General features: G+C 60.1%; 14 protein-coding genes. 10 read left to right on the top strand and 4 right to left on the bottom strand.

Annotated features, from left to right (window positions below; all coding sequences use genetic code 11):
• The first annotated feature begins 204 nt into the window (after positions 1 to 204).
• The 4 genes from PR018_RS27370 to PR018_RS27385 all read left to right on the top strand — a co-directional run bounded on the left by PR018_RS27370 (position 205) and on the right by PR018_RS27385 (position 3,543).
• A complete protein-coding gene (locus PR018_RS27370; RefSeq protein ID WP_142825050.1) occupies positions 205 to 531 on the top strand; it encodes a hypothetical protein in 327 nt (108 codons plus the stop codon).
• A 151-nt stretch (positions 532 to 682) separates the two neighbouring features.
• On the top strand, positions 683 to 1,387 hold the full coding sequence (locus PR018_RS27375; RefSeq protein WP_142825051.1) for a TIGR02117 family protein: 705 nt from the start codon (positions 683 to 685) through the stop codon (positions 1,385 to 1,387).
• Between the two features lie 70 nt (positions 1,388 to 1,457).
• Positions 1,458 to 2,126: a response regulator gene (locus PR018_RS27380; RefSeq protein WP_111221015.1), complete on the top strand. Its 669-nt coding sequence runs from the start codon at positions 1,458 to 1,460 to the stop codon at positions 2,124 to 2,126.
• Positions 2,116 to 3,543 carry a sensor histidine kinase gene (locus PR018_RS27385; RefSeq protein ID WP_142829412.1) on the top strand — a complete coding sequence of 476 codons (1,428 nt, stop codon included), beginning with the start codon at positions 2,116 to 2,118 and terminating at the stop codon, positions 3,541 to 3,543. The genes PR018_RS27380 and PR018_RS27385 overlap by 11 nt, the downstream gene beginning before the upstream one ends.
• Before the next feature lie 53 nt (positions 3,544 to 3,596).
• On the opposite strand, the gene PR018_RS27390 is transcribed toward PR018_RS27385, so the two are convergent.
• The 3 genes from PR018_RS27390 to PR018_RS27400 form a co-directional block, all read right to left on the bottom strand.
• The gene (locus PR018_RS27390) at positions 3,597 to 4,478 is read right to left on the bottom strand and encodes an ABC transporter permease (protein WP_142825053.1); all 882 of its coding nucleotides are present in this window, start codon (positions 4,476 to 4,478) and stop codon (positions 3,597 to 3,599) included.
• A gap of 14 nt (positions 4,479 to 4,492) precedes the next feature.
• On the bottom strand, positions 4,493 to 5,311 hold the full coding sequence (locus PR018_RS27395; protein WP_142825054.1) for an ABC transporter ATP-binding protein: 819 nt from the start codon (positions 5,309 to 5,311) through the stop codon (positions 4,493 to 4,495).
• A 97-nt stretch (positions 5,312 to 5,408) separates the two neighbouring features.
• Positions 5,409 to 6,422 (bottom strand): ABC transporter substrate-binding protein, encoded by a 1,014-nt coding sequence (locus PR018_RS27400; RefSeq protein WP_142825055.1) that lies wholly within the window; start codon positions 6,420 to 6,422, stop codon positions 5,409 to 5,411.
• A gap of 203 nt (positions 6,423 to 6,625) precedes the next feature.
• Here PR018_RS27400 and PR018_RS27405 point away from each other — a divergent pair, with 203 nt between their 5' ends.
• The 3 genes from PR018_RS27405 to PR018_RS27415 all read left to right on the top strand — a co-directional run bounded on the left by PR018_RS27405 (position 6,626) and on the right by PR018_RS27415 (position 8,074).
• On the top strand, positions 6,626 to 6,928 hold the full coding sequence (locus PR018_RS27405) for a hypothetical protein (protein ID WP_142825056.1): 303 nt from the start codon (positions 6,626 to 6,628) through the stop codon (positions 6,926 to 6,928).
• Between the two features lie 183 nt (positions 6,929 to 7,111).
• Entirely contained in the window at positions 7,112 to 7,570 is a 459-nt protein-coding gene (locus PR018_RS27410) for a helix-turn-helix domain-containing protein (protein ID WP_111221020.1), read from the top strand.
• Positions 7,571 to 7,828: 258 nt separating this feature from the next.
• The gene (locus PR018_RS27415; RefSeq protein ID WP_142825057.1) at positions 7,829 to 8,074 is read left to right on the top strand and encodes a hypothetical protein; all 246 of its coding nucleotides are present in this window, start codon (positions 7,829 to 7,831) and stop codon (positions 8,072 to 8,074) included.
• 18 nt (positions 8,075 to 8,092) lie between these two features.
• On the opposite strand, the gene PR018_RS27420 is transcribed toward PR018_RS27415, so the two are convergent.
• Positions 8,093 to 8,758 (bottom strand): TetR/AcrR family transcriptional regulator, encoded by a 666-nt coding sequence (locus PR018_RS27420; RefSeq protein WP_142825058.1) that lies wholly within the window; start codon positions 8,756 to 8,758, stop codon positions 8,093 to 8,095.
• A gap of 205 nt (positions 8,759 to 8,963) precedes the next feature.
• Between PR018_RS27420 and PR018_RS27425 the strand changes: the two genes are divergently transcribed.
• From PR018_RS27425 to PR018_RS27435, 3 genes are all read left to right on the top strand, one after another.
• The gene (locus PR018_RS27425; RefSeq protein WP_142825059.1) at positions 8,964 to 10,169 is read left to right on the top strand and encodes an efflux RND transporter periplasmic adaptor subunit; all 1,206 of its coding nucleotides are present in this window, start codon (positions 8,964 to 8,966) and stop codon (positions 10,167 to 10,169) included.
• 8 nt (positions 10,170 to 10,177) lie between these two features.
• On the top strand, positions 10,178 to 13,324 hold the full coding sequence (locus PR018_RS27430) for an efflux RND transporter permease subunit (protein WP_142825060.1): 3,147 nt from the start codon (positions 10,178 to 10,180) through the stop codon (positions 13,322 to 13,324).
• A gap of 132 nt (positions 13,325 to 13,456) precedes the next feature.
• Complete coding sequence (locus tag PR018_RS27435; protein WP_142829410.1) at positions 13,457 to 14,479, top strand: zinc-binding alcohol dehydrogenase family protein; 1,023 nt, start codon at positions 13,457 to 13,459, stop codon at positions 14,477 to 14,479.
• Positions 14,480 to 14,531: the final 52 nt, after the last annotated feature.

The raw sequence follows: 14,531 nt of genomic DNA on the forward strand, positions 1-14,531 counted from the left end.
CTAGGGCAAGCGATTGGGCGGATTTCTTGACGCAGACCTGCCACTCGGCCGCGAACGACTTTTCGACATTTAATAAGGCTCCCTTGCAGTCACGAATTAGTGAACAAGTGTGACCTTGCATCGGAACCTTTGTTCCAACGGCGGGTTACAGACCCTGTGATACTCAGCCGAAATCGGCTCGATATACGCATAGGGAGTTCAAACATGTCCAAGATGCTTTCTATCGCCGGCCTCGGCCTGGCTCTCGCCGGCAGCATTCTCGTCGGCTCGGCGACCATTGCAAGCGCCCAGAACCTCGACATCCAGGTTGGCCCGAACGGCATACGTCCGGTCATCCGTGACCAGGACCGCGACCACGGCCCACGCGGCGAGTGCAGCCCCCGCGAAGCCATGGCCGCTGCGCGCGACGAAGGATACCGTCATCCGCGCATCGTTCGCGTCACCGATCGCCGCGTGGTGGTCGAAGGCATGACGGAAGAGGGTCTCGACCGCATCACCTTCGCCAATCGCCCCGGTTGCCCGGAAACCTGATCGAAAAATATACCAACCGCTTCAGCCCCGCTTTCACGAGCGGGGCTTTTCATTGCGGTGAAGGCGCTCCTGCCAAGGGTGCTGGAGGTTATCGAGCGCCTGTGCAACAAGCGTTTCGCTGACGGGACGAGTGGGCTGGATAGAGACGGTCATGCGTTTGCTTTTGAAATTTTTGCGGGTCGTCGCAATCCTGGCCGGTGTGGTCGTTGCTTGCGGCATACTCGGCGTGCTCGTACCCCACCCGCCTGCCCGAGATGTCGCCGACGCATCCAGAAACCATCGCATACTGATCCTCAGCAACCCTATCCACACCGATATCGCCATTCCAGTCGATGACGAACTTCGCAGCGAGTTCGACTTCCTGCCATCCGCCGGTCTCGATTTTAAACTCGATGGTGTCCGCTATGTCATCTTCGGATGGGGCGGGCGGGCGTTCTACACGGAGACGCCGACATGGTCGGAGCTGAAGACCATTCCAGTGCTGAAAAGCCTGACCCTTGATCGCTCCGTCATGCATGTGGAACTCGGCGGAGAAATTCCGGTGGGCAGCCCCTATGCCATGACGGTCAATCTCGATGACGCCGGCATGGCAGAGCTGCGCAAGGCGGTACGTCGGAGCTTTGCTGAAAGCGCCGGCGCCCCTTCCGTTTTGAATGGCTTCGCCTACGGTCCCTACGACGCGTTTTACGAGGCCAACGGGTATTTCAATGTGATTGCGGGCTGCAATACATGGACTGCGGCCATGCTGCGGCGCGCGGGTCTCACCACGGGATGGTGGACGCCCATGCCCTTCATGCTGCGGCTGGCGCTCCGGCTTCACAACGGTGCCGACAGCCTGCCCGCCGTGTCGTCCTAGAACTCGGACGGCAGGCAGGCCAGCGGTGCCGGCTCTCGTCATATGGCGAGCTTGGCCTTATAGTCGCCGGATGAGGATTCTCCTGGTCGAAGACAATCGCGAACTCGCATCCTGGCTCGGCAAGGCGCTGAGACAGGCGCATTATGCCGTCGACATCGTCCATGATGGCGAAGATGCCGAGCATTCGCTGAAAGTTGCCTTTTATGCCGCCGTCGTTCTCGATCTTTCATTGCCGAAGCTCGATGGTTTGACGCTGCTCAAGCGCCTGCGGCAGGGCGGCAACAAGGTGCCCGTCATTATCCTGACGGCGAACGCAAGCCTCGACGGTCGCGTTGCCGGATTGGATAGCGGCGCTGACGACTACCTCGCAAAGCCCTTTGAGATGCCGGAGCTCGAAGCCCGCATCCGCGCGCTGGTGCGCCGCGGTCACGACCGGGCAGCACCCGAGATTGTCGTCGGAGATCTGTTCTTCGACGGCGGGACGCGCCAGTTCAAGCTGGCGGGCGATCTCCTTGCACTGACGCCGCGCGAACACTCCGTTCTGGAGCATCTTGTGATGCGGGTCGGCGTGACAGTCAGCAAGGACCGCTTGTCGGAAAGCGTCTTCGGGTTTGATGACGCTGCCGATCCGAGCGCCATCGAGATCTATGTGCATCGCGTCCGCAAGAAGCTGGAGGGCAGCAGCGTCCAGATCGCCACCCTGCGCGGCCTCGGCTATATGTTGCGCCATGCGGAGTGAGGGCGACACCGGCTTCTTTGCAAGGCCAACCCGAGTATTCGCAAGATTGCGCGACAGTCTGCGCGTCCAGCTGCTGACATGGGTGTTGCTGACGCTCGCCGGCGTTATCTGCGTCAATCTCTATCTAAGCTACAAGTCGGCGGAGGCCACGGCCGATCTCGTCACCGATCACACGCTGCTTGCCGCGACGCGGGTGATCGCCGAGGCGATGCGGGTCGATGCATCAGGCACGGTCGAGGCCAACATCCCGCCGGCAGCACTCGAGATGTTCGATACCGGTTTCGGCGACCGGGTGTTCTATCAGGTCATCACCGCCTGGGGCGGCCTTGTGGCCGGCCTGCCGGACCTGCCGCAGCCGAAGGCCCCGCAGCTGGCCGAGGACGGCGTCTTCCGCGGCGATCCGGTGCGGGCCATGACCTTGATCCACCCGATCGTCGGTCTCGGCGAGGACGGGACCATTTCGGTGACGGTGGCCGTCACCCATAACAGCCAATACGCCATGCGCCGCCGCCTTTGGCTTTCGGATTTCACCAAGCAGCTGGCGCTGGTGGTGATCGCCAGCCTGGTAACGATCATCGGCCTGCAGCGGGGGCTGGCGCCGGTGCTCAGGCTGCGCGATGCAGTCAGGGAACGCGGTCGCAATCGGCTAGATCCGCTGTCGCCCGATATGGTGCAGAGCGAGCTGCAACCCCTCGTCCATGCGCTCAACGACCATATGGAGCGGGTACAGAACCAGATGGCGGCCCAGCGCCGGTTTGTCTCCAATGCCGCGCACCAGCTGCGCACGCCGTTGGCGCTGATTTCGACGCAGGCAAGCGTCGCCGCGCGTGAAGGCGACCAGACGAAGCGCGACGAGGCGCTGCAGGCGTTGCGTTTGAGCACCCGACAGGTAACGCGCCTTGCCAGCCAGCTGCTGACGCTGTCGCGCGCCGAGCCCGGCAGTCGACGCCCACGCAGCGATGTCATCGATCTCGCCGCCACTGCTCGTCAGGTGCTGGAAAGCCAGGCGGAGGAAGCGCTGCGCCGTCACATCGATCTGGGCCTGGAGGCCGAAGGGCCAGTGCATGTCGAGGGCGACGGCACGATGCTGCGCGAGATGCTGGTCAATCTGGTCGACAATGCGTTGCGTTACGGCTGTCGCGAGGGCGGCGTCGTCACCGTTTGCGTGCAGCGCGATGGTGCGACGGCGATCCTGACGGTCGAGGACGACGGTCCAGGCATCGCGGAATCGGAGCGTGGACCGGTGTTCGAAAGGTTTTACAGGGTGATGGGCACTGAATCGGAAGGAAGCGGTCTCGGCCTGGCCATCGTGCGCGAGGTCGTTGACGGCGCTGGCGGCACGGTCGAACTCAGCGAGGCTTCGGCGGGTGGTCTGCTGGTCACCATTCGCCTGCCGCTGGCAGTCGTCCTGCCATAGAAAAGGCCGGGTTGGAGCCCGGCCCTTTCTGGATAGATAGGAAGATCTGATGCCTATTGGGCATCCATATGTTGCTGTGGCCGCCACTTGGCCAGTCGGTTCTCGACCATCGTCATGATGAACTCGGCAATCAGTGTGACGAACATAACGAGGATGATTGCAGCAAACATGCCGGCGGCATCGAAGGTGCCCTTGGCAATCGAGATCAACTGGCCGATGCCGTAGCGCGCACCGACGAATTCGCCGACGATGGCGCCGATGATCGCGAAGCCGAAGGACACATGCAGGCTGGCGAAGATCCAGCTCATCGCCGATGGCACGATCACTTCCCGTGTTACCTGCCAGTCGGAGGCGCCGAGGATGCGGGCATTGGCAATCATGTTGCGGTCGGCTTCACGCACGCCCTGGAAGGCGTTGGCGAAAACTACGAAAAACACCATGATGAATGCGAGCGCTACCTTCGACGCAAGGCCGAGGCCCATGATCATGATGAAGATCGGGGCAAGCACGACGCGTGGGATCGAGTTGATCGCCTTGATATAGACCGAGAAGATGTCGGCCAGGAACCGGTTGCGGCCAAGGCCGACGCCGACGAGGACGCCGGTGATCGAGCCTGCGAAGAAGCCGATAAGGGCTTCTTCCATGGTGACCCAGAGATTGTACCAGAGCGAACCTTCGGTCGTGCCCTCGGTCGCCCATTCGTAGAGGCGCGAGGCGATGGAGCTCGGACTGGAATAGAAGAACGGGTCAATTATGTTGAAACGTGACGTCAGTTCCCAGAGCGCGATCGTTATGACGAGAATGGCGATCTGCCAGAAGAGGACAAGCTGCTTGCGCCGGGCGATTAGCTTCAGCGCTGCTGCTTCGATCTCGGCATCCGAGGTGCCGGCGCGGAAAATCGGCGCGATGCCGGTTTCGAGTGTGGTGATTGACATGATCCGATCCTCCCTCAGGCTGCTTCGCTGGCGCGGCTATAGCTGGTCTCGACCTCCTGGCGGAGATCCTCCCAGATGGTCTTGCAATAATCGATGAAGGTCTGCTCGTAGCGGATTTCCGAGACGACGCGGGGACGCGGCAGATCGATCTTGTAGACCGACTTGACCGTCGCCGGTCCTGCTGTCAGCACGTAGACCTTGTCGGCCAGCGCCACGGCCTCCTCGAGATCGTGGGTGACGAAGACGACGGACGCCTTGCGTTCGGCCCAAAGCTTCAGCAGTTCTTCATGCATGACGGTGCGTGTCTGCACGTCGAGCGCCGAGAAGGGCTCGTCCATCAACAGGATTTCCGGCTCGTTGATGAAGGTCTGGGCCAGCGAGACGCGCTTGCGCATGCCGCCTGAAAGCTGGTGGGGATAATGGTGCAGGAAGCGGGTGAGACCGACGCGTGCCAGCCAGTCCTTGGCGAGGCGCTCGGCTTCCGCCTTCGACTTGCCGCGAAACAGCGGCCCGGCCATGACGTTGTCTATGACGTTCTTCCACGGAAACAGCGCATCCGTCTGGAAGACGAAGCCGACGCGCGGATCGATGCCGTCGACCGGACCGCCCATCAGGCGGACTTCGCCGGCGCTCGGCTTGTTAAGGCCGGTTACGAGATTGAGGGTCGTTGACTTTCCGCAGCCTGTCGGGCCGACGACGGCGACGAATTCGCCGCGTTCCACGGTCATGTTGAAATCGCGAAGTGCCGTCAGCGACTTGCCGGTCGGCGAGACGAAGCGCCGGCTGACATTGATCAGCTCGATCGCCGGTCCCTGGGCGTTATCCTGTTGCATTTTCATACCTGGTGCGTGCCTGTCTAGGGGCGTGCACGCCTTGCCCCGGACGATCGATGGACCGCTTCCGATGTCTGCCGGAAGCGGGCAAAAGCGTTTACTTGACGTTCTTGACGTATTCCGTCGTGTACGTCTTCGACAGGTCGATCTGCTTGCCCTTGACGTTCTTCGAGAACTCCGAGAGCACGGTCAGGACTGTCTTCGGACCATCTTCCGGCATCACGCCATCAGGCGTGAACATGCCCTTGCCGGCCTCGAGCGCCTTGATGTAGCCGTCCTTGTCGCCGACGTAGAAATCCTTCGGCATCTTGTCGGCGATCTCGGCTGCAGAATGGGTGTTGATGAAACGCAGCGTCTTGACGAAGGCGTTGGCCAGCTTCTGGGCCTCTTCCTTGTGGCTGTCGATCCACGCATTCTCCATATAAAACGAGGCTGCCGGATAGGTGCCGCCTAGGGCGGCGCGAGTCGATTCGACGGTACGCATGTCGACAAGGATCTTCGCCTCGTCTGTCTTAAGCATGCGCGAAATTGTCGGCTCGGTGGTCATGCCGGCCTGGATCTGGTCCTGCTGCATCGCGGCGATAAACGTGCCGCCGGCGCCGACAGGAATGGTGACAACGTCGCCCGGCTTCAGGCCTGCCTTGGATGCCATGTACAGCGTCAGGAAATTGGTCGACGAGCCGAGGCCGGTGACGCCGAGGTTCTTGCCCTTGAAATCGGCTGGCGACTTGATTTCGGGATGCTTGGTCGACACGAGCTCGACTTCGCCGGGCGCCTGGCTGAACTGCACGAGGGATTCCACGAACTTGCCCTTCGCCTGCAGGTCGACGCAATGGTCGTAGAAACCGACCACGCCCTGAACGGCGCCGGCCAGCAGCTGGTTCTCGGCGTCGACGCCGGCCGCTTCGTTCAGCAGCTCCACATCGAGGCCTTCGTCCTTGAAGTAGCCGAGTGCTTCCGTCAGCTTGGCCGGCAGGTAGATCTGCTTTTCGAAACCGCCGACCATGATGGTGATCTTGTCAGCAGCCTTTGCAGCGGTGGTTGCGCCGAGCGATGCAGCGGCCATGATGGCGGAAAGGGCGACGCAATGAAAAAATGCGTTGGAACGCATGGAATATCTCCTCCTGTTGTTGGCACCGTTCTCAGCCCTTGTCGGGCATGGGCTCCTCCACGATGCGTCTGCAACTTAGCGCTCCAACCTTTCATTCCGCTTTCAGTGGAAAACTTACGCGACACATCCCGTAATCTTTACTCGCGATGCCTGCGCGAAAGCGCTAGACCGAATATATTGCTGACGACCGAAGAGGGACAAACATGAAAATTGCGCTTGCAGCCTTGGCCCTGCTTTGCCTCGCCTCCCCCGCGCTGGCGATATCGCGCTACATCTCCACGGACCGTACATGCGGCGACGTGCAGCAGATTATTGCCAGGGAAAAGGCAGTCCTGCTGCGCTATTCTTCGCGCCGCAGCAACATACAGGTCTATGATCGTTACGTAACAGACAGCGCCAAATGCGACTTCGGATCCTATGCCGCCAGCGCCTATGTTCCGACCAGCGACAATCCCAGCTGCCCGGTTCGAAACTGCCGCTCATCCTCGGCTATCCAGCCCCGATAGGCGCTGCGCTCGCTGATCAAAATATATGCGGTTTGTGAAATTTGCATACAGAGCGCGTTTTTTACGCAACAGGTGTCGTTTTTCGAACAAATTTGGCATATATCGTACCGCAGCGTTTTCCTGAGCATTCCAAGTGGCTGAATGTTAGGGTTGTCATCGCCTTTTGATCCAGGAGACTGTGCAGTGACTGCAAAAGTACCAAACCCAATCGACATTTACGTCGGCTCACGAGTTCGTATGCGACGCCTGATGCTGGGTATGAGCCAGGAGAGGCTTGCCGACCAGATCGGCGTTACATTCCAGCAGGTCCAGAAATACGAAAAAGGCACCAACCGCATTGGTGCCAGCAGGCTGCAGACAATTGCCGGCGTTTTGGCGATCCAGGTCAGCTTTTTCTTCCAGCAGGACAATTCCCAGTCCATCACGACGGATGGCATCGGGCACTTGAACGGCCTCGACGACCTCTCCGAATTCCTGACCTCGAAAGAGGGGCTGGGATTGAACAAGGCTTTTATGAAAATCGGTGACGCCGGCATTCGCCAGTCAATCCTGACGCTCGTGACATCCCTTGCCGACGCATCCGAAGCCGCACCGGCAGCAGTCGCTGTGACGACAGAAGCTCCCATTACACTGCACCATTGAACGCACGGTCGTTTGACCGCTGAGCTGATCCAGAACGCGCGCCCTATGAAATCAGGGCGTGCGTTTTTTTTGATAACACCACATGCCTTTACAGGCGTATTGGCGAGTCTCTCATCTATAAATTCCTTTTAAAGTTGTAACTAAAAATGAGCCGCACCCAAACGCTGTGTCACGGCTGTTGTCACGCGCCAATGTCCAGTGTCTGCGCTATAGAAACCGCGGAATGCGAACAACTTCGGCAGCGCATGTGGGGCAGCAATGACAACGATACTTCCTAATGAAAACAGAGAGATCGATTCCGACACCCTAAAGGAACTGGCATCGATTGCGCGGCTCATCACCTATGCCCGCGAGAGCGCCAAGGGAATGAATGCCGAGTTTCCAGTCTGGTGCCTGGATCTGGCGCTTGGCGCCGTGCTGCAGGAAATGTATGCGGCCCGTGATCCAAAGTCTCTGATGGGCGAAATGGACGACGAGGTCTGCGCCATGGCGCAGCGCCACTGATCCGTCCGCATAGCTTCCTCAAGGGCGCGGCAGCGCGCCCTTGAGGAAGACTTCGAAACAACAGCGTAGATGTTCGTTTCTCGCCTCGCGGCTTGGCCAGTGGTCTAGATTGCCCGGCATGGGAGCCAGCGCTCCCATCACCATGCTGAGCAGCATACGGGCACCGCTTTCGGTATTCCGGATGCTGATTCGCCCGCGTTCGTTTTGTATCCGCAGCCATTCCGCAAGGAGGGTTCGCGATTGCTGCAGGCCGTGTTTGTGCAGCAGCCCGCCGATTTCCGGAAACCTCTCCGCCTCTCCCACGATAAAGTGAATGAACGCCTGGCGATCCCTGTCGACCTCCTCATCGATGTCGATCATGAAGATTTGCTCAAGCGTTTCCATCAGCGGCAGTGTCTCTGTCTCGTCGCGCGGAAGTGCCACCATCGATGCGCGATGAAGGTCGATCATCGCCATGAAAAGCTCTGTCTTGCTGGAAAAAAGCTTGTAGAGTGTCTGCTTGGAGACTTTGCAGCGCATTGCGACCAGATCCATTGTCGTACCGGCGTAACCCATCTGGTGGAAGGTGCTGCGAGCCTCGGCAATGATCATCCTGCGCCGTGTGTCGTCGCTTGCAGTCTGCGGACGGCCACGCGGGCGACGGACAGCTTCTGCAGCAACCGTTCCTTGAGTCTGATTTTTCATTGACAAACTCCGGGAGCAATTGACATTAACGGCTACAGATATATTTGCCATACCGTGTCGTACTGTAAATAACAGGACTGGAAACCGCAACGTGCAAAACTCCGCCTCCTCTTCGCATGTGTCGCAACGCTCGTCTGCTCCGACGGCCCGGGGCCGGAGCGCGTCGATTGGCAGGGTAGTTGCGCTCGCTGCGGCTGGCCTTGGTATGGCCCTGTTGGTTGCCGGTTGCAACGAGCAGAAATCCGGACAGAACAACGCGCCGGCGGTTAAGCCCGAGGTTTCCGCGATAGTGCTGCACCCGCAATCCGTCGCGATTACGGCGGAACTGCCGGGAAGAACCTCCGCCTACCTGACGGCAGACGTGCGCCCGCAGGTCGGCGGCATCATTCGCAGCCGAAACTTCAAGGAAGGCAGCGAAGTCAAGCAGGGCGATATCCTGTACGAGATCGACCCCAGGCCTTATCAGGCATCCTACGACAGCGCCGTGGCGGCGCTTCAGAAGGCGCAGGGTGCACTTCCCAGCGCGCAGGCGAAGGTCGATCGCTACAAGGGTTTGAGCCAGCAGAATGCTGTCAGCCAGCAGGATTTCGACGACGCCAACTCGACACTGTTGCAGGCGAAGGCAGACGTCGCGTCGGCCCAGGCCTCACTTGAAACCGCCCGCATCAATCTCGACTATACGAAGATCCGCGCTCCGATCGACGGTCGCGTCGATGCATCCACCGTTACCGTCGGCGCGCTCGTGACTGCCGACCAGACGACAGCGCTGACGACGATCAACAAGCTCGATCCGATGAATGTCGATGTGACGCAGTCAAGCACCAACCTGTTGAAATTCCGCCGGGCTGTCGACGAAGGCCGCCTGAAGACCAGCGGCGACAATGTTGCCGTGCACCTGACGCTGGAAGACGGCTCGACCTACAAGGAAACGGGCAAGTTCCAGTTTGCCAACGCAACTGTGGCTGAAACCGTCGGCACGATCAGCGTCCGGGTTATCTTCCCCAACCCGGACCGCACTCTTCTGCCCGGCATGTACGTGCGGGCGAATATCGAAGAGGGTGTGGCTCCGAACAGCTTCCTCGTTCCGCAGCGCGCCGTGGCTCGCAACACCAAAGGCGAACCGACAGCAATGTTCGTGACGCCCGAAGGCAAGGTCCAGGCCCGGACGCTGGTCGTCCAGCGCAGCTATGGCAACAGCTGGCTTGTCAGCGAAGGCCTGAAGGACGGCGATCGGGTGATCATCGAAGGCGGCCAGCGCGTCAAGGATGGGCAGGACGTCAACGTTTCGATGGTGACCATCGACGACGCGACCGGCAACATCAAGCAGGCTTCGGCTGACCCGAAAAAGTCGACGGATCAGGCTAGCCTCGTAAATACCGACAAGGGTGCCGCCAGCGGCATCGCGGAGTAAGCTGCACGATGTCACGTTTCTTCATCGACCGCCCCATCTTCGCGTGGGTCATCGCCATCGTCGTCATGCTCGCGGGCGCACTTGCGATCACGACACTGTCGATTTCGCAGTATCCGCAGATCGCTCCGACGACAGTGCGCATCACGGCCAACTACACCGGTGCCGATGCGTCGACGGTCGAAAACTCGGTGACCAAGGTCATCGAGCAGGGCATGACAGGTATCGATAACCTGGACTACATGACCTCGACGTCGACCTCGACCGGTCAGACCTCGATTTCGCTGACGTTCACCAATGCCGCCGATCCTGATACCGCACAGGTTCAGGTGCAAAACAAGCTGTCGCTCGTCCAGTCGCAGCTGCCCAATTCCGTTACCAGCACCGGTATTACCGTCTCGAAATCCACCTCCAACTTCCTGATGGTTATCGGCTTCGTGTCGATGGACGACAAGCTTAATGCCAACGATCTGGCCGACTATGTCGACAGCACCCTGAACGATACGATCAAGCGTGTAGAGGGCGTTGGCGACACGACGCTGTTCGGTTCTAACTACGCCATGCGCATCTGGGTCGATCCGGACAAGCTGGCCAAGTACCAGCTGATGGTCAGCGACGTCTCAACCGCCATCGAAGCCCAGAACAGCCAGGTCGCAGCCGGCCAGCTGGGTGCGTTGCCGCAGCGCAAGGGCCAGGAACTGAACGCAACTGTAACGGCCAAGAGCCGCCTGCAGACACCGCAGCAGTTCGAAAACATCATTCTGAAAAGCCTTCCGAACGGTTCGCTTGTCCGCATCAACGACGTGGCGCGCGTCGAACTCGGCGCAAAGAGCTACGCAAGCTCGAGCACATATAACGGCCATCCGTCTGCCGGTCTTGCCATCCAGCTTGCAGCCGGTGCGAATGCTATCAGCACCGCTGAAGCGGTCGAGTCGACCATCAACGCCCTGAAGCAGACGCTGCCGGCCAATGTCGAGGTCGTCTATCCCTACGACACGACGCCTTTCGTGCGGCTGTCGATCGAAGACGTGGTCAAGACGCTGATCGAGGCCATCGTCCTCGTGTTCATCGTGATGTTCGTCTTCCTGCAGAACCTGCGGGCAACCTTGATCCCGACGCTTGCTGTACCGGTGGTGCTGCTCGGAACCTTCGGCATCCTGTCGCTGTTCGGCTACTCGATCAACAACTTGACCATGTTCGGGATGGTGCTGGCGATCGGCCTGCTCGTCGACGATGCCATCGTCGTGGTTGAAAACGTCGAGCGCGTGATGGAAGAGGAAGACCTTTCCCCACGCGATGCGACGATCAAGTCGATGGGCGAAATCACCGGCGCGCTTGTCGGTATCGCGACTGTGCTATCGGCTGTGTTCATCCCGATGGCGTTCTTCGCGGGCTCCGTCGGCGTCATCTACCGCCAGTTCTCCGTGACCATCGTGTCGGCCATGATCCTCTCGGTCATCGTCGCGCTTATCCTGACGCCGGCACTTTGCGCCACTCTGTTGCGCAAGCCGAAGCACGGTTCGAAGACCAAGGGCGTATTTGGCTGGTTCAACCGCAATTTCGATCGCGGCAGCCATGCCTATCAGCGCGGCGTCGGCGGCATTATCCGGCGCAGCTGGGTCGGCCTCGTCGTATTCGTGCTGATCGTCGTCGGTGTCGGCTTTCTGTTCACGCGTCTGCCGAGCTCGTTCCTGCCGGACGAAGACCAGGGCATCCTGATCACCAGCGTCACCTTGCCACCGGGAGCCACCGATGCCCGCGCTAAGGAAGTGCTGGGACAGGTGCGCGATTATTATCTGAATACCGAGAAAGACTATGTGGACGGCGTCTTTGCCGTTGCCGGCTTTGGCTTCGGTGGCCAGGGGCAGAACATCGGTCTCGCCTTCATCAAGCTGAAGGATTTCGCGTCCCGCACGACTCCGCAATCCAAGGCCCAGGCAATTGCTGGTCGCGCCATGGGGGCGTTTTCGAAAATCAAGGACGGTAGCGTCTTCGCGTTGGCGCCACCGGCTATTCCCGGTTTCGGCTCTTCCAGCGGGTTTGACTTCTACCTCCAAGACGTCAACGGCCAAGGCCATGAGAAGTTGATGGCAGCCCGCAACCAGCTGCTCGGCATGGCGTCCAAAAGCCCGCTCTTGGTCGGTACCCGACCGAACGGCCAGGAGGATCAGCCGCAGTATCAGGTGGAGATCGACCAGGAAAAGGCGAGCGCACTGGATATCTCGCTAGCCGACATCGACACCACGCTGGCAACCGCCTGGGGCGGCAGCTACGTCAACGACTTCATCGACAGGGGCCGCGTCAAACAGGTCTATGTTCAGGCCGATGCGGATTTCCGGATGCAGCCTGAGGATTTCGATCGCTGGTATGTTCGAAATTCCGAAGGCTCCATGGTGCCGTTCTCAGCTTTTGCCACGGGAAGCTGGAGCTTCGGTTCTCCTCGTCTCGAGCGATATAACGGCTCTTCCGCAGTCGAGATCCAAGGTGCTGCAGCGCCGGGGGTCAGCTCCGGTGATGCGATGAACGAAGTCAACAAGCTGGTGTCGCAGTTGCCACCTGGCTTCCGCCTGGAATGGACAGGATTGTCCGAGCAGGAAGAGTTGTCAGGCAGCCAGGCGAGCAAGCTTTACGCCATCTCGATCCTTGTGGTCTTCCTGGCGCTTGCAGCCTTGTACGAGAGCTGGTCGATCCCGCTCGCTGTCATGCTGTCGGTGCCGGTCGGCATCTTCGGGGCCCTTTTGGCGGCGACCCTCTTCGGTCAGTCGAATGACGTGTACTTCAAGGTCGGCCTGCTGACGACGATCGGCCTGGCCGCCAAAAACGCCATTCTGATCGTCGAGTTCGCGCTGGAGCAGCAGAAAAATGGCAAGAGCCTGATCGACGGAACGCTCGAAGCCTCGCGGCAACGCTTGCGGCCGATCCTGATGACGTCTCTCGCGTTTATCCTCGGTGTGATGCCGCTTGCCATCGCCAGTGGCGCAGGTTCCGGCAGCCAGAATTCGATCGGTATCGGCGTCATGGGCGGCATGCTTGCGGCCACCATCCTCGGCGTATTCTTCATTCCGTTGCTGTTCGTCACGACACGGCGGATCTTCAAGGGCAAGAAGCCTGAAGAGGATGTCGCAGCACCGGACGTGAAGCCGGAAGCGACCCACTAAAACGAGACTGAAAGCACAGCCCGGGAGCCGTCAAAAGACCGCTCCCGGGCTGTAGCGATTCCGGGAGGAAGTCGCTATGACAGCTTCAGAGGACATGCCCGTTCGGGAGACGTGACGGGACAGGGAGGGATCATGATCAAGGCACTGCGTATCGAAGCGGAAAACGTAACGCGTTTTCAGGAGATCGAGGCCGCGCCTCTCGGGCCCGGCCAAGTGCGCGTCAGCGTCCGCCATATCGGCCTTTGCGGCAGCGATCTCAACACCTTCAAGGGTCTGAACCCGCTGGTCCAGCTTCCGCGCATCCCGGGCCATGAAATTGGCGGTGTGATCATGGAAGTAGGCGAAGGCGTCTCCGCCGACTATGCGGCAGGCCGGCGCGTTATTGTCATGCCCTATACCAGTTGCGGCAAGTGTACCTCTTGCCGAAAAGGCCGGGTGAATGCCTGCCGTTACAACAAGACGCTGGGAGTCCAGCAGGATGGCGGCCTCGCCGAGGAAATCGTCCTGCCGGCTGAAAAGCTCATCCTCAACGACGTGCTGCCGCCCCGCCATCTCGCCTTGGTCGAGCCATTGTCCGTCGGCTTCCACGCCGTCGAGCGCGGCCGCGTTGCCCGTGGCGACCGCGTCGCAGTGCTCGGCTGCGGCATGATCGGCATGGGCGTACTGATCGCCGCCGTCGCCCGTGGTGCTGAAGTTATCGCGGTCGACCTCAGCCCGGAGAAACGTGCTCTCGCCATACAGTTCGGCGCCGTCGAGACGATCGATGCCGGCAGCGAGGACGTGGTGGCGCGCGTCATGGCGTGGACAAACGAGGATGGCGTCGATGTCGCGTTCGAGGCGGTCGGCCTGCCCGCTACCTTCACCCAGGCTGTCGATATCGCCTGCTTTGGTGGTCGGGTCGTCTATGTCGGTTATTCCAAGGCGCCGGTCACTTACCAGACGCAGTTCTTCAATCTCAAGGAACTTGACATCATGGGGTCTCGCAATGCCATGATGCAGGACTTCCTGGCCGTCGCCACGCATCTCGAAAAAATCGGCGAAAGCGCCGATGCGTTGATCAGCAAGGTGGTAGCCTTCGACGACGCTGAAACGGCCCTTCCCTATTGGGACGGCAACCGCAATGCCCTGAAGATCATCATAGAGCGCAACGTTTAGGGGTTGCGCGCATCTTTGCTTTTAAACGCGCGCCAGGACGCTTGACAAAGAC

Source organism: Rhizobium rhododendri, from assembly GCF_007000325.2.
Taxonomy (GTDB): Bacteria; Pseudomonadota; Alphaproteobacteria; order Rhizobiales; family Rhizobiaceae; genus Rhizobium; species Rhizobium rhododendri.

What these genes read in the sequence shown, in the direction of transcription:
- PR018_RS27375 (WP_142825051.1), top strand. Translation starts at nt 683, where the DNA reads ATGCGTTTGCTTTTGAAATTTTTGCGGGTCGTCGCAATCCTGGCCGGT.
- PR018_RS27420 (WP_142825058.1), bottom strand. Translation starts at nt 8,758, where the DNA reads ATGAAAAATCAGACTCAAGGAACGGTTGCTGCAGAAGCTGTCCGTCGC.
- PR018_RS27385 (WP_142829412.1), top strand. Translation starts at nt 2,116, where the DNA reads ATGCGGAGTGAGGGCGACACCGGCTTCTTTGCAAGGCCAACCCGAGTA.
- PR018_RS27370 (WP_142825050.1), top strand. Translation starts at nt 205, where the DNA reads ATGTCCAAGATGCTTTCTATCGCCGGCCTCGGCCTGGCTCTCGCCGGC.
- PR018_RS27425 (WP_142825059.1), top strand. Translation starts at nt 8,964, where the DNA reads ATGGCCCTGTTGGTTGCCGGTTGCAACGAGCAGAAATCCGGACAGAAC.
- PR018_RS27415 (WP_142825057.1), top strand. Translation starts at nt 7,829, where the DNA reads ATGACAACGATACTTCCTAATGAAAACAGAGAGATCGATTCCGACACC.
- PR018_RS27380 (WP_111221015.1), top strand. Translation starts at nt 1,458, where the DNA reads ATGAGGATTCTCCTGGTCGAAGACAATCGCGAACTCGCATCCTGGCTC.
- PR018_RS27395 (WP_142825054.1), bottom strand. Translation starts at nt 5,311, where the DNA reads ATGCAACAGGATAACGCCCAGGGACCGGCGATCGAGCTGATCAATGTC.
- PR018_RS27405 (WP_142825056.1), top strand. Translation starts at nt 6,626, where the DNA reads ATGAAAATTGCGCTTGCAGCCTTGGCCCTGCTTTGCCTCGCCTCCCCC.
- PR018_RS27390 (WP_142825053.1), bottom strand. Translation starts at nt 4,478, where the DNA reads ATGTCAATCACCACACTCGAAACCGGCATCGCGCCGATTTTCCGCGCC.
- PR018_RS27430 (WP_142825060.1), top strand. Translation starts at nt 10,178, where the DNA reads ATGTCACGTTTCTTCATCGACCGCCCCATCTTCGCGTGGGTCATCGCC.
- PR018_RS27400 (WP_142825055.1), bottom strand. Translation starts at nt 6,422, where the DNA reads ATGCGTTCCAACGCATTTTTTCATTGCGTCGCCCTTTCCGCCATCATG.
- PR018_RS27435 (WP_142829410.1), top strand. Translation starts at nt 13,457, where the DNA reads ATGATCAAGGCACTGCGTATCGAAGCGGAAAACGTAACGCGTTTTCAG.